At 72.6% G+C, this 21,466-nt stretch carries 23 protein-coding genes; 15 read left to right on the plus strand and 8 right to left on the minus strand.

Annotated elements, in window-relative coordinates; genetic code table 11:
- Positions 1 to 89: 89 nt before the first annotated feature.
- Positions 90 to 1,073: an NAD(P)-dependent alcohol dehydrogenase gene (locus OC439_RS23920; RefSeq protein ID WP_262015390.1), complete on the plus strand. Its 984-nt coding sequence runs from the start codon at positions 90 to 92 to the stop codon at positions 1,071 to 1,073.
- A gap of 57 nt (positions 1,074 to 1,130) precedes the next feature.
- Here OC439_RS23920 and OC439_RS23925 read toward each other — a convergent pair whose 3' ends face one another.
- Both OC439_RS23925 and OC439_RS23930 read right to left on the minus strand, forming a co-directional pair.
- Entirely contained in the window at positions 1,131 to 1,826 is a 696-nt protein-coding gene (locus OC439_RS23925) for a futalosine hydrolase (protein ID WP_262015391.1), read from the minus strand.
- A complete protein-coding gene (locus OC439_RS23930) occupies positions 1,823 to 3,439 on the minus strand; it encodes an MFS transporter (RefSeq protein ID WP_194798893.1) in 1,617 nt (538 codons plus the stop codon). Before OC439_RS23930 ends, OC439_RS23925 begins: the two co-directional genes overlap by 4 nt.
- 87 nt (positions 3,440 to 3,526) lie before the next feature.
- Between OC439_RS23930 and OC439_RS23935 the strand changes: the two genes are divergently transcribed.
- The gene (locus OC439_RS23935; RefSeq protein WP_135242967.1) at positions 3,527 to 4,366 is read left to right on the plus strand and encodes a DUF3027 domain-containing protein; all 840 of its coding nucleotides are present in this window, start codon (positions 3,527 to 3,529) and stop codon (positions 4,364 to 4,366) included.
- Positions 4,367 to 4,370: 4 nt separating this feature from the next.
- Here the strand turns inward: OC439_RS23935 and OC439_RS23940 are convergent, their stop codons facing one another.
- A complete protein-coding gene (locus OC439_RS23940; RefSeq protein WP_135242968.1) occupies positions 4,371 to 4,634 on the minus strand; it encodes a DUF2530 domain-containing protein in 264 nt (87 codons plus the stop codon).
- A 92-nt stretch (positions 4,635 to 4,726) separates the two neighbouring features.
- Here OC439_RS23940 and OC439_RS23945 point away from each other — a divergent pair, with 92 nt between their 5' ends.
- The 5 genes from OC439_RS23945 (at position 4,727) to thpR (ending at position 9,230) form a co-directional block, all read left to right on the plus strand.
- Positions 4,727 to 6,208, plus strand: a complete 1,482-nt coding sequence (locus OC439_RS23945) for an NCS2 family permease (RefSeq protein WP_030274922.1) — start codon at positions 4,727 to 4,729, stop codon at positions 6,206 to 6,208.
- A 61-nt stretch (positions 6,209 to 6,269) separates the two neighbouring features.
- The gene (locus OC439_RS23950) at positions 6,270 to 6,719 is read left to right on the plus strand and encodes a MarR family winged helix-turn-helix transcriptional regulator (protein WP_030274920.1); all 450 of its coding nucleotides are present in this window, start codon (positions 6,270 to 6,272) and stop codon (positions 6,717 to 6,719) included.
- A 68-nt stretch (positions 6,720 to 6,787) separates the two neighbouring features.
- Positions 6,788 to 8,074, plus strand: coding sequence for an MFS transporter (locus OC439_RS23955; protein WP_262015392.1), 1,287 nt, complete (start codon positions 6,788 to 6,790; stop codon positions 8,072 to 8,074).
- Positions 8,075 to 8,149: 75 nt separating this feature from the next.
- Complete coding sequence (locus OC439_RS23960) at positions 8,150 to 8,659, plus strand: hypothetical protein (RefSeq protein WP_013283716.1); 510 nt, start codon at positions 8,150 to 8,152, stop codon at positions 8,657 to 8,659.
- 4 nt (positions 8,660 to 8,663) lie between these two features.
- A complete protein-coding gene (gene thpR / locus OC439_RS23965; protein WP_262015393.1) occupies positions 8,664 to 9,230 on the plus strand; it encodes an RNA 2',3'-cyclic phosphodiesterase in 567 nt (188 codons plus the stop codon).
- A gap of 64 nt (positions 9,231 to 9,294) precedes the next feature.
- Here thpR and OC439_RS23970 read toward each other — a convergent pair whose 3' ends face one another.
- The 3 genes from OC439_RS23970 to serC form a co-directional block, all read right to left on the minus strand.
- Positions 9,295 to 10,281, minus strand: coding sequence for an aldo/keto reductase (locus tag OC439_RS23970; RefSeq protein ID WP_262015394.1), 987 nt, complete (start codon positions 10,279 to 10,281; stop codon positions 9,295 to 9,297).
- A gap of 62 nt (positions 10,282 to 10,343) precedes the next feature.
- Positions 10,344 to 11,432 (minus strand): septation protein SepH, encoded by a 1,089-nt coding sequence (sepH, locus tag OC439_RS23975; RefSeq protein WP_013283719.1) that lies wholly within the window; start codon positions 11,430 to 11,432, stop codon positions 10,344 to 10,346.
- A gap of 191 nt (positions 11,433 to 11,623) precedes the next feature.
- Complete coding sequence (serC, locus tag OC439_RS23980; protein ID WP_262015395.1) at positions 11,624 to 12,751, minus strand: phosphoserine transaminase; 1,128 nt, start codon at positions 12,749 to 12,751, stop codon at positions 11,624 to 11,626.
- A 233-nt stretch (positions 12,752 to 12,984) separates the two neighbouring features.
- Between serC and OC439_RS23985 the strand changes: the two genes are divergently transcribed.
- On the plus strand, positions 12,985 to 13,383 hold the full coding sequence (locus tag OC439_RS23985) for a DUF3592 domain-containing protein (protein ID WP_262015396.1): 399 nt from the start codon (positions 12,985 to 12,987) through the stop codon (positions 13,381 to 13,383).
- 66 nt (positions 13,384 to 13,449) lie between these two features.
- Here OC439_RS23985 and OC439_RS23990 read toward each other — a convergent pair whose 3' ends face one another.
- Complete coding sequence (locus tag OC439_RS23990; protein ID WP_262015397.1) at positions 13,450 to 14,556, minus strand: citrate synthase 2; 1,107 nt, start codon at positions 14,554 to 14,556, stop codon at positions 13,450 to 13,452.
- 273 nt (positions 14,557 to 14,829) lie between these two features.
- On the opposite strand from OC439_RS23990, the gene pdxH reads away from it, so the two are divergent.
- From pdxH to OC439_RS24025, 7 genes are all read left to right on the plus strand, one after another.
- The gene (gene pdxH / locus OC439_RS23995; RefSeq protein ID WP_209310504.1) at positions 14,830 to 15,459 is read left to right on the plus strand and encodes a pyridoxamine 5'-phosphate oxidase; all 630 of its coding nucleotides are present in this window, start codon (positions 14,830 to 14,832) and stop codon (positions 15,457 to 15,459) included.
- Positions 15,456 to 16,748 carry an MFS transporter gene (locus tag OC439_RS24000; RefSeq protein ID WP_262015398.1) on the plus strand — a complete coding sequence of 431 codons (1,293 nt, stop codon included), beginning with the start codon at positions 15,456 to 15,458 and terminating at the stop codon, positions 16,746 to 16,748. Before pdxH ends, OC439_RS24000 begins: the two co-directional genes overlap by 4 nt.
- Positions 16,749 to 16,764: 16 nt before the next feature.
- Positions 16,765 to 17,691, plus strand: coding sequence for an aldose 1-epimerase family protein (locus OC439_RS24005; protein WP_262015399.1), 927 nt, complete (start codon positions 16,765 to 16,767; stop codon positions 17,689 to 17,691).
- A 2-nt stretch (positions 17,692 to 17,693) separates the two neighbouring features.
- Positions 17,694 to 18,296, plus strand: coding sequence for a nitroreductase family protein (locus OC439_RS24010; RefSeq protein ID WP_262015400.1), 603 nt, complete (start codon positions 17,694 to 17,696; stop codon positions 18,294 to 18,296).
- A gap of 53 nt (positions 18,297 to 18,349) precedes the next feature.
- Positions 18,350 to 18,655, plus strand: a complete 306-nt coding sequence (locus OC439_RS24015) for a type II toxin-antitoxin system VapB family antitoxin (protein ID WP_013283726.1) — start codon at positions 18,350 to 18,352, stop codon at positions 18,653 to 18,655.
- Between the two features lie 31 nt (positions 18,656 to 18,686).
- Positions 18,687 to 19,847 (plus strand): acyl-CoA dehydrogenase family protein, encoded by a 1,161-nt coding sequence (locus OC439_RS24020; RefSeq protein WP_262015401.1) that lies wholly within the window; start codon positions 18,687 to 18,689, stop codon positions 19,845 to 19,847.
- Positions 19,848 to 19,946: 99 nt separating this feature from the next.
- A complete protein-coding gene (locus tag OC439_RS24025) occupies positions 19,947 to 20,717 on the plus strand; it encodes a DUF4230 domain-containing protein (RefSeq protein ID WP_262015402.1) in 771 nt (256 codons plus the stop codon).
- An 85-nt stretch (positions 20,718 to 20,802) separates the two neighbouring features.
- Here the strand turns inward: OC439_RS24025 and OC439_RS24030 are convergent, their stop codons facing one another.
- A complete protein-coding gene (locus OC439_RS24030) occupies positions 20,803 to 21,006 on the minus strand; it encodes a PspC domain-containing protein (protein ID WP_135242981.1) in 204 nt (67 codons plus the stop codon).
- Between the last annotated feature and the right edge of the window lie 460 nt (positions 21,007 to 21,466).

The following is a 21,466-nucleotide window of genomic DNA, read 5'->3' on the forward strand; positions in this document are numbered from 1 at the left end:
TGACACAGTAACCGTCTTGACTGGTGTACGGCGTACACCTAGCCTTGCCTCATGAAGGTGTACGCCGTATACCTGGGAGGGAGTGCGACATGAAGGCGATCGTCCAGGACCGGTACGGCCCCCCGGAGACACTCGTGCTCGCCGAGGTCGAGACGCCCGCGCCCGGCCCCGGCGAGGTCCTCGTCCGGGTCGAGGCCGCCGCGCTGAACGCGTACGACTGGCACGTCATGCGCGGCGACCCCCGGCTGTCGCGGCTGGCGCTCGGCCTCGGGCGGCCCCGCGCCCGCATCCGTGGCCGCGACTTCGCCGGCCGGGTCGAGGCCGTCGGCGCCCAGGTGCGGCAGGTACGCCCCGGCGACGCCGTCTTCGGCGACCTCGGCGAGGCCGACGGCGCGTTCGCCGAGTACGTCTGCGTGCCCGAGCACCTGGTCGCGCCGCGGCCGGCGAACCTGACCCCGGCGCAGGCGGCGGCCCTGCCGCTGGCTGGCGTCACCGCGCTCCAGGGCCTGCGCGACGCCGGGCAGGTCCGGCCCGGCCACCGCGTCCTGATCAACGGTGCCTCCGGCGGCGTCGGCACGCTCGCCGTCCAGCTGGCGAAGGCGCTCGGCGCGACGGTGACAGGCGTGTGCCGCACCCGCAACGTCGCGCTGGTCCGCTCGCTGGGCGCCGACCACGTGGTCGACTACACCCGCGACGACTTCACCCGCGACGGGCGCCGCCACGACGTGGTGTTCGACCTGGTCGGCAACCGCTCCCTGACCGCGTTGCGGCGGGCGCTCACGCCGGACGGGACGCTCGTGCTCTCCGGCGGAGGCGTCTACCGGGGCGGCAGCCTGCTCGGCCCGATCGGGCTGCTGGCGCGCGGACGGCTGGTCGCGCCGGTCGTCAGGCAGCGCGTCGTCGTCCTCGCCACCTCACCCGGCCGGGCGCACCTCGACGTGCTGCGCGAGCACGCCGAGGCGGGCCGGCTCACCCCTGTGGTCGACCGGACGCATCCGCTGTGCGAGGTGCCCGAGGCCGTCCGCTACCTCGAAACCGAGCACGCGCGAGCCAAGGTCGTCATCACGATCTGACCCTGGCCGTCCCCAGCCCGACGACTTCTCCACAGGGTTATCCACAGGTGGACGAGATCAGTGGAGGGCGGCCGCCGCGGCGGTGAGCGCGGCGAACGCCTCCCGCATCCGCCACGCGCTCCGGTCACGCGGTCCGATCGGGTTGGAGACGGTACGCAGCTCGGCGAAGGGCACACCGGCCTGAGCGGCGGCGACCGCCACGCCGTACCCCTCCATCGCCTCGGCCACCGCGTCCGGGTGCCGTTCGGCGAGGGCCGCGGTGCTCGCGGCGGTGCCGGTCACCGTGCTGACGGTGAGCACCGTGCCGACGGTGGCCCCGGGCAGCGCGGCGCGCAGGCGGGCCAGCAGGACCGGGTCGGCGGGCACGATCCGGCCGCCGCCCAGCAGTTCGGGAGGCATGCCCAGGTCCTCGACCGGGATGAACCCGGCAGGTGACTCGGCGCCCAGGTCGGCGGCGACGCTGCGGTCGGCGAGCACCGTGCCGCCCACCGCGACCCGGCCGACGAAACCCCCGGCGATGCCGGCGCTGACCACCGCCCGGTACGGCCGCCCGGCCGCCTCGGCCAGCGCCAGCAGCCGTGCCGTGGCCGCCCCGGCGACGGCCGGGCCGACCCCGACCGGCAGCACCGTCACGTCCGGCGGCACAGTCCCGTCCGGCGATGCTGTCCCGTCCGGCGCTGCCGGTGCGGTGAGGCCGGCACGGATCGCCTCGGCCTCGGCCGGCACGGCCGTGACCACGAGCAGACCGGTCACGCCACCGGCCCCCGGGGATCGCGCCGCTCGGTGTCCTCGACGCCGCCCGGCCCGCCCACCGAGGAGGACGGCCGGTAGATGTGGAAGCCGGGCGGGGCCAGCCCGTCGTCGTCCGGCGGCGGGCCGGAGCGCTGGGGCGCCGGCGACGTGGGCGCCGGGTCGTCGAACGAGGTGGTGGCCGGTTTCTCGTCGCGGGTCGCCTGCTCCGCCGCCAGTTCCTCGTCGCCGAGCGGCCGGCCGGCCAGGTGCTCGCCGCGCAGCTTGCCGGCGACGAGCACGCCGCGTACGGCCACCAGCGCGGCCACCGCGGCGGCGACGGTCACCCCGATCAGGCCGGTGAACGGCACCAGCCCGAGCCCGCCGCCGGCCACGAACGCGAGCATCAGCGCGGTCTCCGAGTGCGCGAACGAGCTGGCGCGCAGCCGCTCCGGGATGCGTTCCTGGATCGACGCGTCCACCGCCAGCTTGGCGATCCCGCTCATCATCGCCGCCACCAGGCAGAGCAGCGCCACCATCGGCAGCGAGAACTTCAGCGCGGCGAGCACCGCCACACCGGCCACCACGATCGTGCCGCTGGACTGGAGCGCTGTCGGCCGGTGGATGCGCAGACGGGTGCCGAGCGCGGTGGCCAGGAACGTGCCGACCGCCAGCGCGCCGCCGACCAGGCCCAGCGCGCCCTGGGCGCCGAGGTCGCGGCCGAAGAAGTCGGTGGTCAGGTCACCGGCCTTGATCGCGAAGGCCAGGAACAGCAGCAGGAAGCCGTAGAGCCCGCGTAGCGCCGCCGCGCCGATCAGCGTGGCGATCACCAGCCGGCCACTGGGGCGACCCCGGCCCAGCGGGCGCTCGCCGTCGCGGCGGCGCAGCGCGCGCAACGGGTGCGGCATCCGCTCCGGCGGCTCGGAGTCGGCCTTGGGCGGCAGCCGGAGCGAGATCACCATGCCGATCAGGAAGATCACCGAGGCGACCCGCAGCGGCCACTGCGGCCCGAACCAGAACGCGGCCAGCCCGATCGGCGCGACGAGCGCGCCGGCCACCGTGCCGTAGACGCTCGCGCGCGCCCCGACCTGGGACAGCCCGAGCCCTTCGGGGAGCAGCCGGGGGACAGCCGCCGAGCGGGCCACGCCGTACGCCCGGGAGAGCGCGAGAACGCCGAACGCCGCCGGATAGAGCCCGAAGCTGCCGATGTAGTCGGAGATCAACCAGGCCAGGAACGCCCGGCCGAGCATGGTGGTGGCCAGCGCGTACCGCCGGCCGTGGCGGAAGTGGTCGAGCAGCGGGCCGACCACCGGGGCGAGCATGGCGAACGGGACCATGGTGACCAGCAGGTAGAGGGCCACCTTGTTGCGCGCCTCGCCCAGCGGCACGTCGAAGAAGATCGTCCCGGCCAGGCCGATCGCGATGAGCGTGTCACCGGCGCAGGAGAGCGCGTGCAGGTCGAACAGGCGGACCATGCCCACCTCGTTGCCGGCGCTGCGGGCCCGGGCGGTGCCGGCCCGCCGGGTCATCCAGCGTCCGCCGTGCATCGAGCCCCGCAGCAGCAGCCGGGTGGCGCGGATGCCGGTGCCGACGGTCCGCCCGAGGAAGGAGCGGCCGGAGCGGGAGGACAGCGCCATGCGTCCCATCCTCGCCCATCCTTTCCACGTGCGCCGCATCACCCGGAGAGAATGACTCCGGGGAGTGCCTGTCGCCCGTGGACGGGCATGGGGAACAATGGTCCGGTGACCAGGCCCGCCTCCGCCCGCGCTCCCCGGCTCGACCAGGTCTGCGCCGCCGCCGTCGAGGTGGCCCGCGACGCGATCACCGAGGTGGAGCCCACCGACATCGGCGATCATCTCCAGGCGGTCGCCGAGGGCGATCGGGTCGTCACCCACTACTTCGAATGCCGGATGGCCGGTTACCGCGGCTGGCGCTGGGCCGTCACGGTGACCCGGGTGCCGCGCAGCCGGCACGTCACCATCTGCGAGACGGTGCTGCTGCCCGGCCCGGACGCGCTGCTCGCACCGGGCTGGCTGCCGTGGCAGGAGCGGCTCAAGCCGGGCGATCTGGGCCCCGGCGACCTGCTGCCCACCCCTGCCGACGACGAGCGGCTCGCCCCCGGCTACCTGCTCTCCGACGACCCGGCAGTGGAGGAGACCGCCTGGGAGCTGGGCCTGGGCCGGCCCCGGGTGCTGTCCCGGGAGGGCCGCGCCGAGGCCGCCCAGCGCTGGTACGACGGCGACCACGGCCCGGACGCCGCGATCTCGGTCGCCGCGCCGGCCGCCGCCCGCTGCGGCACCTGCGGTTTCTACCTGCCGCTCGCCGGTTCGCTGCGCCTGGCCTTCGGCGCCTGCGGCAACTTCTTCGCCCCGGACGACGGCCGGGTGGTGAGCGCCGACCACGGGTGCGGCGCGCACTCGGAGACGCTGGTCGAGGCGGCCGAGACGCCCGTCGACGAGCTGCCGACCGTCTACGACGACAGCGCGGTCGAGGCCATGACCGTCAGCCGGGCCCCGGGCTCGGTGGAGTCGGCCGAGCCGGCGGAGCCGTACGGCCACCCCTGACGGGTCAGCGCTGTCGCTGCGCGGCGGCAGCGCGTCGGCGACGCCGGTTGGCGTCGTGCCGCATCATCACCGCCAAGCCGGGAAAGCCCCACAGAAAACCGGCCAGGCAGGTCCAGAGCCAGTTCTGACGCCCGGACTCGGTGAGCCAGTCCCGGAAGAAGATCAGTAGCACCAGGCCGGCCACCGCCCAGGCGATCAGCCCGGCGACGGCGAACGGCACCATCGGCGGGTCGAGCGGCTCCGGCCGCGGCTGTTGCTCCTGTGACACCGGCCCAGCCTACGTGATCGTTCTTCCCTGCCCGCCAGGTGATCTGGGACGATGCGCGCGACAAAACCCGGCCGATGACCAGATGAGGAACCATGTCCATTGCCCCGCCGCCGGATCACGGCACTCCGCCCGATCCCGCACATCCACGTAACGCCTTCGACCGCTACTTCCTGATCTCGGCACGCGGGTCCACGCTGAGCCGAGAGCTGCGAGGCGGCTTCGCCACGTTCTTCACGATGGCGTACATCGTGGTGTTGAACCCGCTGATCCTGGGCAGCGGGAAGGACGGCGACGGCCGTTCGCTTGCGATTCCGGCGCTCGCCGCGGCGACCGCGCTGGTCGCCGGCCTGATGACCATCCTGATGGGCGTGGTGGCCCGGTTCCCGATCGCGCTCGCGGCCGGCCTGGGCGTGAACGCGCTCGTCGCGTACGAGATCGCGCCCCAGATGACCTGGGCGGACGCGATGGGCCTGGTGGTCATCGAGGGTGTGCTGATCGGCATCCTGGTGCTCACCGGCCTGCGTACCGCGGTGTTCCGCTCGGTGCCGACGCAGCTCAAGACCGCGATCGGCGTCGGCATCGGTCTGTTCCTGACCATCATCGGCCTGGTCGACGCCGGTTTCGTCCGGCGCGTGCCGGACGCCGCGAACTCCACCGTGCCGGTCGGCCTGGGCATCAACGGCAAGATCGTCAGCTGGCCGATGCTCGTCTTCGTGGTCGGCCTGCTGATCACGCTGGTCCTGGTGGTACGCCGGGTCCGGGGCGCGATCCTGATCGGCATCCTGGCCTCCACCGTGCTGGCCATCGTCGTCGAGGCGATCGCCAACGTCGGCCCGTCCTTCGTCGACGGCAAGCCGAACCCGAAGGGCTGGGCGCTGAACGTGCCCGAACTGCCCAAGCAGATCGTGGACCTGCCCGACCTGTCGTTGCTGGGCCAGTTCAACGTGCTGAACTCGTGGAGCCGGGTCGGCTGGCTGGTGCCGCTGATGTTCATCTTCACGCTGCTCATCACGGACTTCTTCGACACCATGGGCACAATGGTCGCGATCGGCCAGGAAGGGGACATGCTCGACGAGACGGGCACCCCGCCGAAGGCCAAGGAGATCCTGCTCGTCGACTCGATCGCCGCCGCCGCGGGTGGTGCCGCCTCGGTGTCCAGCAACACGTCGTACATCGAGAGCGCCGCAGGCGTCGCGGAGGGTGCCCGGACCGGCGTGGCCAACCTGGTCACCGGCGCGTTGTTCCTGCTCGCCATGTTCCTGGCGCCGCTGTCGCTGATCGTGCCGTTCGAGGCCGCCTCGACGGCGCTGGTGGTGGTCGGCTTCCTGATGATGACGGCGGTCCGCACGATCGACTGGACCGACTACGAGATCGCCATCCCGGCGTTCCTCACCATCGCGCTGATGCCGTTCACCTATTCGATCTCGAACGGCATCGGGGCCGGCGTGATCAGCTTCGTGCTGCTCAAGGTGGCGAAGGGTAAGGCCCGGGAGGTCCACCCGCTCCTGTACGGCGTCGCCGTGCTGTTCATCGTGTACTTCCTGCGCGGGCCGGTCGAGTCCGTGTTGCTCTGACGCTGGTGAGCCTGGTCATAACGCATGTCGTTAGCCAGGCTCATTAGTTAAGCTAACTAGTGTGACGGAGCGGACGGTGACGGCGAAACGCGTGCCACCGGCGCAGCTGGCTCCTCAGCTGCGAGATGCGATCACCCGGCTCAACCGGCGGGTCCGACAGGCCCGGCCGGTCGGCGACCTCACGGTCACCCAGCTGTCGGCGCTCACCAGCCTCAATCTGGCGGGCGCCCTCACGCCACGGGAACTCGCTGATGTCGAACGGGTGCAGCCGCCCACGATGACGAAGATCGTCGCGAAGTTGGAGGAGCGCGGCCTCGTGCAGCGCACCCCCCATCCGACCGACGGACGGCAGGTCATCCTGGCGGCGACCGAAGGGGGAAGGGCCGTACTCGACCAGTTCGAGCGGGCCCGCAACGAGTGGCTGGCCACCCGGCTGGCCGCGCTGACCGAGGACGAACGCGAGACGCTACGGCGTGCAGCGGACATCCTCCAGGGCATCGCTCGCGCCTGACACCGCCGCCCGCGGTTCGCTTCGTCAGCTGTGGATGAAGCGTACCGACGCAAGGAGGCGCACCTAGAGTGCAGGCCAAGCTGAGCACGATGTTCCAGTCCCTACGAGTCCGCAACTATCGACTCTTCGCCACCGGGCAGCTGATCAAACTGATCGGCGTCTGGATGATGTTCATCGCCCAGGACTGGCTCGTCCTCGAGCTCAGCGACAACTCCGCGACCGCGCTCGGCGTGGTCACCGCGTTGCAGTTCACCCCCGTACTCCTGCTCACGCTGCTGTCCGGCCGGCTCGCCGACCGCTACGACAAGCGGATGCTGCTCTTCGTCGCCAACGCGTTCTGGACCGTGCTCGCGCTGGCCATGAGCATCCTGGTCCTCACCGGCCTGGTGCAGCTCTGGCACGTCTTCACGTTCGCCGCCCTGCTCGGCGTCTCCAACGCGGTCGAGACGCCGGTCCGCCAGGCGTTCGTCTCCGAGCTGGTCGGCATGCCGCTGCTGCCGAACGCGCTCTCGCTCAACGCAGCAGTGTTCAACTCCGCCCGGATCGTCGGCCCCGCCGTCGCCGGCCTGGCCATCGCCGTCGTCGACGTCGGCCCGGTCTTCCTGGTCACCGCGCTCAGCTCGATCGCCCCGCTGGTGAACGTGGTCCGGATGCGTACCGACGAGCTGCACCGCAAGGACCTGCCGCCGGTCGGTGAGCGCGACCAGGCCCGGGTGGTCGACGGCCTCCGGTACGTGGCACGCCGCCCCGACATCCTGCTGCCGATGGTCCTCATGTCGGTGATCGGGATGAGCCTGTTCAATTTCCAGCTCACCCTCGCCGCGCTCGCGAAGACCGTGTTCAACACCGGCGCCGCCTCGTTCGGCCTGTTCAGCACCGCCCTCGCGGCCGGCGCGCTGGTCGGGGCGCTGGCCGGCACCGGACGGCGCAGCCGGCCCTCGGTCTGGCTCGTGCTCGGTGCCGCGATCGGCTGCGCGGTCTTCGGCACGCTCGTCGGGCTCGCCCCGGCGTACTGGCTGGTCGTGACGCTGCTGCTGCCCGCCGGGTTCTTCATGATCTACTTCGCCCAGGCCGCAAACCAGCGCGTACAGCTCGGTGTCGACGCCTCCTTCCGGGGACGGGTGATGGCGCTGTGGGTGCTGGTGTTCCTGGGCACCAACCCGGTCGGCGCGCCGCTGATCGGCTGGGTCGCCGAGACGTACGGCGCCGGCGCGAGCATCTGGGCCGGCGGCCTGATCTCGCTGACCGCCGCGTTGCTGGCGCTCACCTGGCAGCTGCGCCGCTCCGGCGCCCGGCTGCGGATGCGGGTGCTGCCGATGCCCCGCTTCTACGTGGTGTCGCCCGGGGCGAAGTAGCCCCGATAGCCGGTCGTACCGGTCCGATTACCCAAACGGGTGGCGGGCCGGTGCGGCAGGGCTTAGCGTCGATGTGTGGAAGTGGGGCAGGGACTGCTGCTGGCGCTGGCGATCCTCGCCGTCTGCTGCCTGCCCGCCCTGTTCGCGCTGCTGTTCTGCGCTGACGAGATCATCGACCGGGTCGCGTGCGGGTGGGCCGAGTGGCGGGAGCAGCGCCGGGAACGCCGTACCATCGCGCGGCTCGATCGGGCCATCGAGGCCGAGGCGCTGACCCGCGACATCGACCTCACCGAGTTCGACAAGGACGGCCGCCGTCCGCTGGAACAACTCGCCACCGACCTGCGCCGGCTCGGCGGCCACCGGCTCGCCGCCGCCGACCGCAGCGTGGTGTGGCACGGCGCGGTCATCGAGGCGTACGACGAACGGCTGCGCGCCGCCTGCCACGCGCTCGGCATCGCCGAACACCTGGCCGAGCTGGACGGCGTCGACCGGGAGATCGAACGGGTACGCGTCGAAGGGTTGCTGCACGCCGCCGGGCTGACCCTGCCGGCCGCCCGCGCCGCGCACCACCAGCGACACCGCTGACCGGGTGCGTCTCTTCGCGGCGATCTACCCGCCTGCCGTGGCGGTCGCCGACCTGACCGCCCGGATGAAGGGCCTGCGGGTCGCGTCCGCCCGCCACGCTCGCCTGGCCGACCCGGCGAACCTGCACCTCACGCTCGCCTTCCTCGGCGAAGTGCCGGACGACCGGCTGGCCGATGTGAAGTACGCGCTCGCCTCGGCCGCCCGGACGGTTCGCTGCCCACTGCTGCGCCTTTCCGGCGGCGGCTGCTTCGGTGCGGGCCGGTCCACTGTGCTCTGGGTCGACGTGCGCGGCGAGGTCGAGGTGCTCGACGCGCTCGCCCGGTCGATCCGCGGCGGGCTGCGCGAGGCCGGGCTGCCGTGCGACGACAAGCCGTTCCGGGCGCACCTGACCATCGCCCGCCCCGGTGATCGGGTGCCCGAGTCCGACGTCCGCTCGGACGTGCACACGCTGCACGACTACGCCGGGCCGCAGTGGGCGGCCGGCGAGTTGCTCCTGATCCGCAGCCACCTGGGCCGTACGCCGCCGCGCTACACCCGCGTCGCCGTGTGGGCGCTGGCGGCGGGGAGTTGATGCGGGCGGGGCGTTAAGAAGGGGCCCCTCCTCTACCGGAGGCGTTAAGAAGGGGCCCTTCCTTTCACCAGGCCCAGGCTTCGGGGCCGGGGCCGCCGTTGCCCACCGGCGGGAACAGCTCGTCGAGGCGGGTCAGCGTCGACTCGTCCAGCTGGACGTCGAGGGCGCCGAGGTTGCGGTCGAGCTGGTCCATCGTGCGCGGGCCGACGATCGGGGCGGTCACGCCCGGCCGGGACAGCAGCCACGCCAGCGCCACATCCGCCGGGTCGTGGCCGAGGTCGGCGCAGAGCTTCTCGTACGCCTCGATGGTGTTCCGGTGCTCGGCCAGCGCGTCGGCCGAGCGGCCGCTGGTGCCGCGCGCCGCGCTGCCCTCGGCCATCTTGCGGATGATGCCGGAGAGCAGCCCGCCGTGCAGCGGCGACCAGGGGATGATGCCCAGCCCGTAGTGCTGCGCGGCCGGTACGACCTCCAGTTCGACGTACCGGGTCAGCAGGTTGTAGATGCACTGCTCGGAGACGAGCCCGAGGAAGTTGCGCTTGCCGGCCGCGGCCTGCGCCTGCGCGATGTGCCAGCCGGCGAAGTTGGACGAGCCGACGTAGATCACCTTGCCCTGGGCGACGAGCGTCTCCATCGCCTGCCAGATCTCCTCCCACGGCGTGGTCCGGGAGATGTGGTGCATCTGGTAGAGGTCGATCGTGTCGGTCTGGAGCCGGCGCAGCGAGTCCTCGCAGGCCCGGATGATGTGCCGGGCGCTCAGGCCCTGCTCGTTGGGCCACTCGCCCATCTTGCCGTACACCTTGGTGGCGAGGACGACCTTGTCGCGGCGCCCGCCGCCCTGCGCGAACCAGCGGCCGACGATCTGCTCGGTGACGCCCTCACCGAGCTTCCAGCCATAGACGTTCGCGGTGTCGAAGAAGTTGATCCCGTGTTCGAGCGCCCGGTCCATGATGGCGAAACTGTCCGGCTCGTCGGTCTGCGGACCGAAGTTCATCGTGCCGAGGCAGAGTCGGCTCACGGACAGACCGGTGCGTCCCAGGTTCGTGTACTCCATGACTCCACCCTGGCACGCCGGCACTTAGAGTGCCCTCTCAACGAGCCAGGGTGGAGTGTGGATCAGGAGGATTCGCGGGCCGCCGGGCCGGTGCCGAACAGCACGTCGTCCCAGCTCGGCAGCCGCTTACGCGGCTTGCCACCGGCGTCGGTGGACTCGGCGGCCGCACCGCCGGTCGCCGCCGCGGGGCCGGTGCGGCGGGGCCGCAGCACGGCCAGCGAGGGTACGGCCGGGATCTCCTTCGGCGCGTCCGAGTCGTCGTCGAAGGCCGAACCCTGCCCACCACCGAGCAGCGCGGCGGCACCACCGGCGACGGCCCGCTGACGGGGCGCCTCCTGCCCGGCCAGCGCGGCCGGGGAGCGGGTGTCGAGACCACGCCCGGACGTGCCGCCGAGCGGACGGTCCAGCGAGGCGAGCAGCGCGTCCCGGCCGGCGCGGATCGGGTCACGCCCCGGACGGGCGTGCTCGGAGGCGGCCGGCAGACCGTGCCCACCCCGGCTCGGCTCGCCGCGCGACGGACCGGGCAGTGCGTGACCGCCCCGCTCCGGCGCCGGCTCCTGGCCGAGGATCGGCGTGGGCCGCTCGGCGCACAGGTATTGCGCCATGTCGTCGTGCGGGGCGACGTTCTGCCGGGTCTTGTCCAGATCCCACACCGCCTGCGCGGTGGCCTTGCCGGACGGCCAGGTCGCGATGATCCGCCAGGTGCCGTCGTCGCGGCGGTAGGCGTCCCACGAGATCTTCTCGGTGTCGATGCCGTGCTGGGCCAGCCGGCCGTTGACGACCTCGGCCAGCGGGGTCGGCTTCTCCGCGCCCTTGAGCCGGGTGCGGCGGGCGTGCTGGGCGAGCATGGCCCGCTCCTGGAGCACCGGACCGGCGTAGCGCAGCACCCGGTCGACCGGTACGCCGGCGATGCGGGCGACGTCCTCCGCGGACTCGCCGGACCGGATCCGGGCCTGGATGTCCCGTGGGGACAGCGACGGCGTCGGGTCGGTGGCGCTCGGCACCACCGCGAGCGGCGGGGCGCCCGGCTCGGCGTGCAGCGCCGACGCGATCCGCTCGTCGATGGGCAGCGCCAGCAGGCGCCCCACCTCGTCGGCGAGCACCAGGGCCTGGCCGTCCTCGGAGAGGGCGACGAAGCGTACTGGGCGCATGGGCTTGCCTCCGTCCCGCTTCGCTGGCCGTCACGCCACGGGAGCCGGCCACCCGGGCGTCTCGCACCACCGTACGCTCATCTACCCGCCGATGGGGACTGCGACACCCCGGCATGTCGTGACTGAGCTGCGGTAACGATCACGGTGGGTGGCCGCCGGAGCCCCGACGGCCACGCACCGTGACGACGTGATCAGAGTCGCTCTACCACGTAGTCGATGGACGCGGTGAGCGCCTCGACGTCGGCCGGCTCGACGGCCGGGAACAGCGCCACCCGCAGCTGGTTGCGGCCCAGCTTGCGGTACGGCTCGGTGTCGACGATGCCGTTGGCGCGCAGCGCCTTGGCGATCGCCGTCGCGTCCACCTCGTCGGCGAAGTCGATGGTGGCGACCACGTTGGACCGCAGCGCCGGGTCCGACACGAACGGCGTGGCGAACGACGAGCGCTCGGCCCAGCCGTACACGATGCCGGCGCTCTCGGCGGTGCGCTTGGCCGCCCAGGCCAGCCCGCCCTGGGAGTTCATCCAGTCGGTCTGCTCCGCGGCCAGGAAGATGGTCGCCAGCGCCGGGGTGTTGTACGTCTGCTCCAGCCGCGAGTTGTCGATCGCGGTGACCAGGTCGAGGAAGGCCGGGATGTAGCGGCCCGACTCCTTGACCTCGGTGGCCCGGGCCAGCGCGGCCGGCGACATCAGGGCCAGCCAGAGCCCGCCGTCGGAGCCGAAGCACTTCTGCGGCGCGAAGTAGTAGACGTCGGTCTGGGCGACGTCCACGTCCAGGCCGCCCGCGCCGGAGGTGGCGTCGACCAGCAGCAGCGAGCCCTCGTCGGCGCCCGCGACCCGGCTGATCGGCACCGCGACACCGGTGGAGGTCTCGTTGTGCGGGGTGGCGTAGACGTCCACGCCGGCCTCGGCCACCAGCGACGGGGCGCTGCCCGCGTCGGACTTGCGCACCGTCGGCTCACCGAGGAACGGCGCGTCGGAGACCGACTTGGCGAACTTGGCACCGAACTCGCCGAAGCTGGCGAACTGGGCCCGGTCGCGGATCAGGCCGAACGTGGCGACCTCCCAGAACGCGGTGGTGCCGCCGTTGCCGAGCACCACCTCGTACCCCTCGGGCAGGGAGAAGAACTCGGCCAGGCCGCGGCGCAGCCGGGCCACCTGGTCGCGGACCGTCTTCTGCCGGTGCGACGTGCCCAGGTAGCTGGTGGCGACGTCGGAGAGGGCGGAGACCGCGGCCGGACGGACCTTGGACGGGCCGCAGCCGAATCGTCCGTCGGCGGGCCTGATCTCGTCGGGAATCCGGATGGTCGGTGCGTCAGCCACGGTCTTGAAGATCCTTCCGCATGGGCGAGAGGTGAGCTGGCAGGCGCGGACGATGTCCTGCCGCGTGGCGGCGGGCGGCGTCCGAGCCCGTTCCGGCGACACTGCCACGGCCATCCTCGCACCTGCCCGGGCACGTCCGGCGGGCTGTCCCACCCCGGTCGGTGAGGCGTCCGCCACACGGGCGGCGACGGCGGGTTGCCCGCGTCCGCGATCATGAGTGACGGAGGTGACGGATGAGCCGAAGACACCGCCGCCCGTTCGGGGAGTGGCTGGCGCTGGCGTTCGGCGCCGTGGCGGCGACGGTCTTCCTGATGCTCGCCATCCAGAAGGTGGATCAGGACGCGCGCCTGTTCCACGCGGAGCACACCGCCACCGGCATCGTGCTGGGATTCAAGGGCGACCCGGCGCGGGTGGCCTTCGTCGCCGCCGACGGCCGCAGGGTGGTCGCCGAGATCGACGTCTACTCCGGCACCCGGGTCGGCGACGAGGTGCCCCTGCTGTACCACCCGGACGACCCGTCCTGGTACGCCATGGACACCCGCACCCACCACGTGCCGTTCCTCCTGCCGGCCATCGCGCTGACCGGGGCGGTGGTCATGGGCGTGATGACCTTGGGCCTGTGGCGGCGCTGACCGAGGCGCCCCGGACGTGCCGGAGCCCCGCTCCACCGGCAGGGGAACGGGGCTCCGGGCGAGACGTCAGACGCCGTGCGGGATGGCGTCCCAGCCCTCGACCTGCTGCGGCTTGCGCGGGCCGTGGCCGACGTACGTGGCCGACGGCCGGACCAGCCGCTGCAGCTTCTTCTGCTCCAGGATGTGCGCGGACCAGCCGCCCATCCGGGCGCAGGTGAACATCGAGGTGAACATGTGCGCCGGCACCTCGGCGAAGTCGAGCACCACCGCCGACCAGAACTCGACGTTGGTGGCGAGGACGCGGTCCGGGCGGCGGGCCTGGAGCTCGGCCAGCGCGGCCTTCTCCAGCGCCTCGGCGACCTCGAAGCGGGGCGCGCCCAGCTCCTTGGCGGTACGCCGCAGCACGCGGGCGCGCGGGTCCTCGGCCCGGTAGACCCGGTGGCCGAAGCCCATCAGCCGCTCGCCCCGGTCGAGGACGCCCTTGACGTACCCGTCGGCGTCGCCGCTGCGCTCGACCGCCTCCAGCATGCTGAGCACCCGGGACGGTGCGCCGCCGTGCAGCGGGCCGGAGAGCGCGCCGATGCCGGAGGAGATGCAGGCCGCGGCGTCCGCGCCGGTGGAGGCGACGATCCGGGCGGTGAAGGTGGAGGCGTTCAGGCCGTGCTCGGCGGCCGAGATGAAGTACGCGTCGACGGCCTTGACGTGCCGCGGGTCGGGCTCACCCCGCCAGCGCTTCATGAACCGCTCGACGATGGTCTCCGCCTTGTCGATCTCCTTCTGCGGCACGGCCGGCAGGCCCAGGCCGCGCGCCGACTGGGCGACGAAGGACAGCGCGGTGACCGACACCCGGGCCAGGTCCTCACGGGCCTGCTCGTCGGAGATGTCGAGAAGCTGGCTGAGCCCCCAGTACGGCGCGAGCATGGCGACCGCGGACTGCACGTCGACGCGGATGTCACCGGAGTGCACCGGCACCGGGAACGGCTCGGCCGGCGGCAGGCCCGGGCCGAACCGGCCGTCCACCAGCAGCGCCCAGACGTTGCCGAACGAGACCTGGCCGATCAGGTCCTCGATGTCCACGCCCCGGTAGCGCAGTGAACCCCCCGCGCGGTCGGGTTCGGCGATCTCGGTCTCGAAGGCTACGACGCCCTCCAGGCCCGGTTTGAAATCGGACATGTCGTCTCCTGGCTTCGGCTCGGCGCGCCCGGGCGGGCTGATCGAGCCCCGCAGCTCAGGCGACCCTTCAGGGATGTGGTTCGGAACATCTTGCCCGCTGGGTAACAAGCTGCGCGACCCACAGCCACTGTGCGCCACGCGACATCCCCGCCGCTGGACGTCGGTGAGAGAGGGAGAAGACTGGGTACCGGGGCCTGGCCAGCGTCGGGGGACGCCGGCACGCCCGGGAGAGGGACAACCACAGTGACAGGCGACACACCCGCCCCGGCCGGCATGCGTAACGAGTACGCCGCCGACCTGGGCCTGACCGAGACGGACCTGGCACCGGACTGGCACACCCAGTTCGCCCGCTGGTTCGCCGACGCGGTGGCCCATCCGCTGCCGGAGCCGAACGCGATGGTGCTCGGCACCGCCGACGACCGGGGCCGGCCCAGCGGGCGCACCGTGCTGCTCAAGGGGTACGACCCGGAGGGCTTCGTCTTCTACACCAACCACGGTTCGCGCAAGGGCACCGAGGTGACCGGCAACCCGTGGGCCAGCCTGGTGTTCCCGTGGTTCCCGATGCAGCGGCAGGTGACGGTGACCGGCCGGGTCGAGCAGGTGGACCGGGCCGAGACCGAGGCGTACTTCGCCGGCCGGCCGCGCGGCTCGCAGCTCGGGGCGTGGGCCAGCGCCCAGTCGGCAGTGGTGCCGGACCGGGCCGCGCTCGACGAGGCGTACCGGGCGGCGGCCGAGCGGTTCGCCGACGTGGACCCGATCCCCGCGCCGCCGCACTGGGGCGGGTTCCGGGTCCGTCCGGAGACCGTCGAGTTCTGGCAGGGCCGGGCCAGCCGGCTGCACGACCGGCTGCGCTTCCGGCGTACCGGGGACGGGGTCTTCGTCGTCGAGCGGCTCGCGCCGTGACCGACGTCACGCAGGCCCGGCGGCGGGGTGCGCGCCGCTGGGCGATCGACCTGCGCCCGCTGCGCGTGCCCGCGTACCGGCGGGTCTGGACCGGCAACGCGATCGCCATGTTCGGCTTCCAGTTCACCGCCGTGGCGGTGCCGGTGGAGATGTTCGACCTGACCGGCGGCTCGCTCTGGGTCGGTCTGCTCGGCATCGCGGGCTTCGTACCGTTGCTGCTCTTCGGGTTGTGGGGCGGCGCGGTCGCCGACGCCCGGGACCGCCGCCGGGTGCTCCTCGTCGGCGGCTGCGTGCTCTGGGCCTCGACGCTCGGGCTGCTGGTGCAGTCGCTGGCCGGCGTGCGCAGCCCGCTGCTGCTCCTGCTGCTCGTCGCCCTCCAGTCGACCGCCTTCGCGATCACCTCGCCGGCCCGCAGCGCGATCCTGCCCCGGCTCGTGCCGGCCGAGCTGGTCCCGGCGGCCACCACGCTGAACTTCACCACGTTCACCGCCGCCGCCGTCTTCGGCCCGCTCGCCGCCGGCCTGATCTTCGCCGCCTGGCAGGTCGAGGTGGCGCTGCCCATCGCGTACGCGGCGGACGCGCTGCTGTACACGGCGGCGCTCTGGGCCACGCTGCGGCTGCCCGCGATGCCGCCCACGCCGGACCCGGACGGCGGCGTCCGCAAGGCCGGGTTCGCCAGCATCGTCGACGGCTTCCGTTACCTGGCCACCACGCGGGTGCTGCTGCTCTCCTTCGCCATCGACCTGATCGCGATGATCCTGGCCATGCCGCGGGCGCTGTTCCCGGAGCTGGCGCAGGATCGCTTCGGCGGTGCCTCGGCGGTGGGCTGGCTCTACAGCTCCATCGCCATCGGCGCGATGCTGGGCGGCCTGACCTCCGGGTGGATCGGCCGGGTCCGCCGCCAGGGCCTCGCGCTCACCGTGGCGGTGGTCGGCTGGGGCGTGGCGATCGCGCTCGCCGGGCTGGCCGGCCAGTTGTGGGTGGCAGTGGTGCTGCTGGGTGTCGCCGGCGCCGCCGACCTGGTCAGCGCCACGCTGCGCCAGTCGATGCTGCTGGTCTACGCGCCGGACCGGATGCGGGGCCGCCTCCAGGGCGTGAACACGGTCGTGGTGGCCGGCGGCCCGCGCCTGGGCGATCTGCGCGCCGGTGCGATGGCCGCCGGTTTCGGCACCGGCTTCGCCATGGTCGGTGGCGGTCTGGCCGCCGCCGTACTCGCGGTGCTGCTGGTGGTGGCGTTCCCGGCGCTGCTGCGCTATCGCTCGACCACCCCCGCCGAGGAGCGCCGCTGACGGTAGGGTCGCCGACATGGGGATCGACGCGCAGCCACCGTCCGGTGCACAGTGGACCATCGCGGCCGACGGCCACGAGGCCGTCGTGGTCGAGGTGGGCGGCGGGCTGCGGGCCTACCGCTACGACGGTGTGGACCACCTCGACGGGTACGCCGAGGACGAAGTCTGCCCCGGGTCGGCCGGGCAGGTGCTGGCGCCGTGGCCGAACCGCATCCGGGACGGCGTCTACACGGTCGGGGAGCGGTCGTTTCAGCTCGACCTCACCGAGCCGGAGCGGCACAACGCCCTGCACGGCCTGGTGAACTGGGTGCGGTGGCAGGCGATCGAGCAGTCGTCCGACAGCGTGACCATCGGCTACGACCTGCCGCCGAGCCCCGGCTACCCGTGGGCGCTGCGGATGCGGGCCCGGTGGAGCGTCGGCCCGGACGGCCTGCGGGCCGAGCACGAGGCGACGAACCTCTCCGACGAGCCCGCGCCGTTCGGCTTCTCCGTCCACCCCTATCTGCAACTGCCGAAGGTCGGCGTGGACGAGCTGCGGCTGCATCTGCCGGCCCGGCGGCGGGTGCTGGTGGACAGCCGCCTGCTGCCGGTCGCCGCCGCCGAGGTGACCGGCTCCGAGTTCGACTTCACCAGCCCGCGTCCGATCGGCGACCTGGTCCTCGACACCGCGTTCGGTGACGTCGAGCGGGACGCCGACGGCGGCTCGGCGGTGGTGCTCGGCGCGCCGGACGGCTCGTCCGGGCTGCGGATCTGGGCGGACCGCGAGTTCGGCTGGTGGCAGGTGTTCACCGGCGACACCCTCGGCGGGGAACGGCACCGCCGGTCCGTGGCGGTGGAGCCGATGACCTGCCCGCCCGACGCGTTCCGCTCCGGCAAGGACCTGATCATGCTGGAGCCGGGGCAGACCTGGCGGGGCGCCTGGGGCGTCCGCCCGGAGGTCTGAGCGTGGAGTTCGCCGAGGTCGTCCGGCGCCGCCGGATGGTGCGCAACTACGACCCCGACCGGCCGGTGCCGCCGGAGGTGGTGGACCGGCTGCTCGACCACGCCGTGCGGGCCCCGTCGGCCGGGTTCTCGCAGGGCTGGGGCTTCCTGGTGCTGGAGGAACCCGAGGACCGGGAACGGTTCTGGGCCGCCACCACGCCCGGTGGCGGCGGCCGGGAACGCTGGCTGGCCGGGATGCGCCGGGCGCCGCTGATCGTGGTGCCGCACGCCAACCGTGACGCCTACCTGGACCGCTACGCCGAGGCGGACAAGGGCTGGGCGGACCGCGACGAGGACCGCTGGCCGGTGCCCTACTGGTACGTGGACACCGGTTTCGCGGCGCTGCTGATGCTGCTCACCGCCGTGGACGAAGGGCTGGGCGCCTGCTTCTTCGGCATCCCGCCGCAGCGCATCGGGGCGTACCGGGACGCGTTCGGGGTACCGCCGGAACTGCACCCGATCGGTGCGATCACAGTAGGTTACCGAGCTGTCGACCACCGGTCACCGTCACTGCGCCGAGGGCGTCGTCCGGTGCAGGATGTGGTGCGGCGGGGACGGTGGACCTGAGCGGTTAGGCTGACATCCACATTGTCAGCCTGGCCTGGGGAGGAGAGCACGCCGTGATCTTCAGGGCGGTCCGGGACGGGCGTCCCTACCCGGAGCACAACCTCACGCTGAAGCAGTGGGCCGAGATTCCGCCGCGCCCGCTGCGGCTTGACCAGCTCATCACCACCAAGCGCGAACTCGCGCTGGACAAGCTGCTCGCGGAGGACTCCACCTTCTACGGCGACCTCTTCCCGCACGTCGTCCAGTGGAACGGCGGCCTCTACCTGGAGGACGGCCTGCACCGGGCGCTGCGCGCGGCGCTCCAGCAGCGAAACCAGATCCACGCGCGGGTGCTCGTGCTCGGTGACCAGGGCGAGTGACGCCTCCCTGAGGCTTGGTTAAGGTGACGCCATGACTCCTCTCGACCTGCTCGACATCGATGCGTCGCTCAGCGACGAGGAGCGGCAGATCCGCGCCGTCGTGCGCCGGCTCGTGACCGACCGGGTACGCCCGCACGTCGCCGGCTGGTACGAGGACGGCCAGGTCCCGGCCCGCGAACTGGCCCGCGAGTTCGGCAAGCTCGGCCTGCTCGGCATGCACCTGACCGGATACGGCTGCGCCGGCGCCTCCGCCGTCGCGTACGGGCTGGCCTGCCTGGAACTGGAGGCCGGCGACTCCGGCGTCCGGTCGCTGGTCTCGGTGCAGGGCTCGCTGGCCATGTACGCCATCTGGCGCTTCGGCAGCGAGGAGCAGAAGCAACGCTGGCTGCCCGCGATGGCGGCCGGCGAGGCGATCGGCTGCTTCGGGCTCACCGAACCCGACCACGGCTCCGACCCCGCCTCGATGGCCACCCGGGCCCGCCGCGACGGCGACGACTGGATCCTCAACGGCAGCAAGCTGTGGATCACCAACGCGCCGATCGCCGACGTGGGCGTGATCTGGGCGCGTACCGACGACGGGGTGCGCGGCTTCGCCGTACCCATGGACACGCCGGGGGTGACGGCGCGCGAGATCCGGCACAAGATGTCGCTGCGCGCGTCACTGACCGGCGAGATCGCGCTCGACGACGTCCGGCTGCCGGCCGACGCGCGACTGCCCGAGGCGATCGGGCTCAAGGCGCCGCTGGGGTGCCTGACCGAGGCCCGGCACGGCATCGTCTGGGGCGCGCTGGGCGCGGCCCGCGACTGCCTGGAGACGGCCCTGGAGTACGCGACCACACGCACCCAGTTCGGCCGCCCGCTCGCCGGTTTCCAGCTCACCCAGGCCAAGCTCGCCGACATGGCGGTGGAGTGGAACAAGGGGATGCTGCTCGCGCTGCACCTGGGCCGCCTCGCCGACGCCGGCTCGCTGCGGCCCCACCAGGTGAGCGTGGGCAAGCTGAACAACGTCCGCGAGGCCCTCGCCATCGCCCGGCAGTGCCGCACGATCCTCGGCGCCAACGGCGTCTCGGGGGAGTACCCGGTGATGCGGCACGCCAACAACCTGGAGAGCGTGCTCACCTACGAGGGCACCTCCGAGATCCACCAGCTCGTCATCGGCCAGCGGCTCACGGGCCTGTCCGCGTTCGCCTGACCTGCGGTTTCACCCGATCGAGGCGCTCGGCGAGCGACTGTCGCACGGTGGCCGTACCGTCATTGTCAGTCGATGTGTCGGACGAGGACGGTGAGGGCGATGGCCCGCGACGGTGACATCAACGAGCCCACCCGGGAGTTCCCGGACTACCCCACCAGCGAGTCCCTTCGGGACCGGGCGGAGGGTTCGCCCGATCCGGATCCCGGTCCGGGCGCCCCGGCGTCGGGCGGCGGTGCGGCGCGCGGCCTGCTCTGGGTGCTCGGCGCGGCGGCGCTGGCGGTCGTGGTGCTGCTCGGCGTGCAGGCCACCGGTCTGCTGCCCGACTTCCGTAACCCGTTCGCCAAGGAGCAGACCGACCGCAGCCAGCCGCCGCTGCTCAAGTCGATCCGTGACCTGAGCCGCTACGTCGCCGCCGAGGGCAACTTCCAGGTCGTGGTGGACGTGCAGAACGACAGGCGCAACGTGCCCGACTTCCTGCTCAACGAGCGCACGCTGTTCGTCGGGGCGGGCCGGGTCGAGGCGTACGTCGACTTCACGAAGATCGCCGACGGTGCCGTGGTGGTCTCCGAGGACGGCAAGTCCGCCGAGATCAAGCTGCCCGCGCCGCAGCTCGGCGAAACCGATCTGGACATGGACAAGAGCTACGTGTTCGCCGAGCAGCGCGGCCTGATCAACCGGCTCAACGACCTGGTGGCCGGCGACCCGAACCGGCAGCAGCAGGTCTACAAGCTCGCCGAGGACCGGATCACCGCTGCCGCCCGGGACAGCGGGCTCACCGCCCGGGCCGAGGAGAACACCCGCAAGATGCTCGAAGGGCTGCTGCGCTCCCTCGGCTACGAGAAGGTGACTGTCACCTACGCGGCACCCTGACCTCCCTGCTCTGACGCCGCGCGCCCGCCCCGAGGATCCGGGGCGGGCGCGTCGCGTGTGTGCCGGCGTCCCGGCTCGTGTCGCGTCAGCGGGTGGCGAGGTAGCGGTCCTCGTTCGGCATCAGAACCCACAGGACCAGGTAGATGATGACCTGCGTGCCGGGCAGCAGCAGCGACAGCAGGAACAGCAGCCGGACCATGCCGGCCGACATGCCGAACCGCTGCCCCAGGCCGGCGCAGACACCGGCGATCATGCGCCCCTGGCGGGGCCGGACCAGTTTGCGACTCATCGTCGTCTCCCACTTCTGCGGCGATCCGCCGCGCTGATTCCACGGTAGAAAGGGGTACGCGCCGCGCCCTCAGCCCCGAGGAGGATCGGCGACCCGGGCACCCGTAGGTGCTTACCCCGGCCCCTCCCCACCAACGCACCCCCGCTCCCCGCTCCCCGCCCCGCCCCGCCCCCCGCCCCGCTCCGCTTACGCGATCTTGCAGTTGCGGCCCATGTTCTGCCCCATTCGCACCCTTTCTGAGGGCCGCAACTGCAAGATCGCGGGATTGGTGGGGTGGCGGGGCGTTCGGCTGGCCCGCTGCGTCGAGCGCGTTCCGCCTCGCGAGACAGGCGTTCCGTGGAGTGGGATCAGTGGAGATCTTGGTAGGAAAAGGCCCCTATGAGGGCCATTTGCTTCCAAGATCTCGCCGGGAGCCGGGAGCCGGGAGCCGGGAGCCGGGAGCCGGGAGCCGGGAGCCGGG

This window comes from Micromonospora sp. Mcm103 (assembly GCF_024519755.1).
GTDB classification, from domain to species: domain Bacteria; phylum Actinomycetota; class Actinomycetes; order Mycobacteriales; family Micromonosporaceae; genus Micromonospora; species Micromonospora aurantiaca.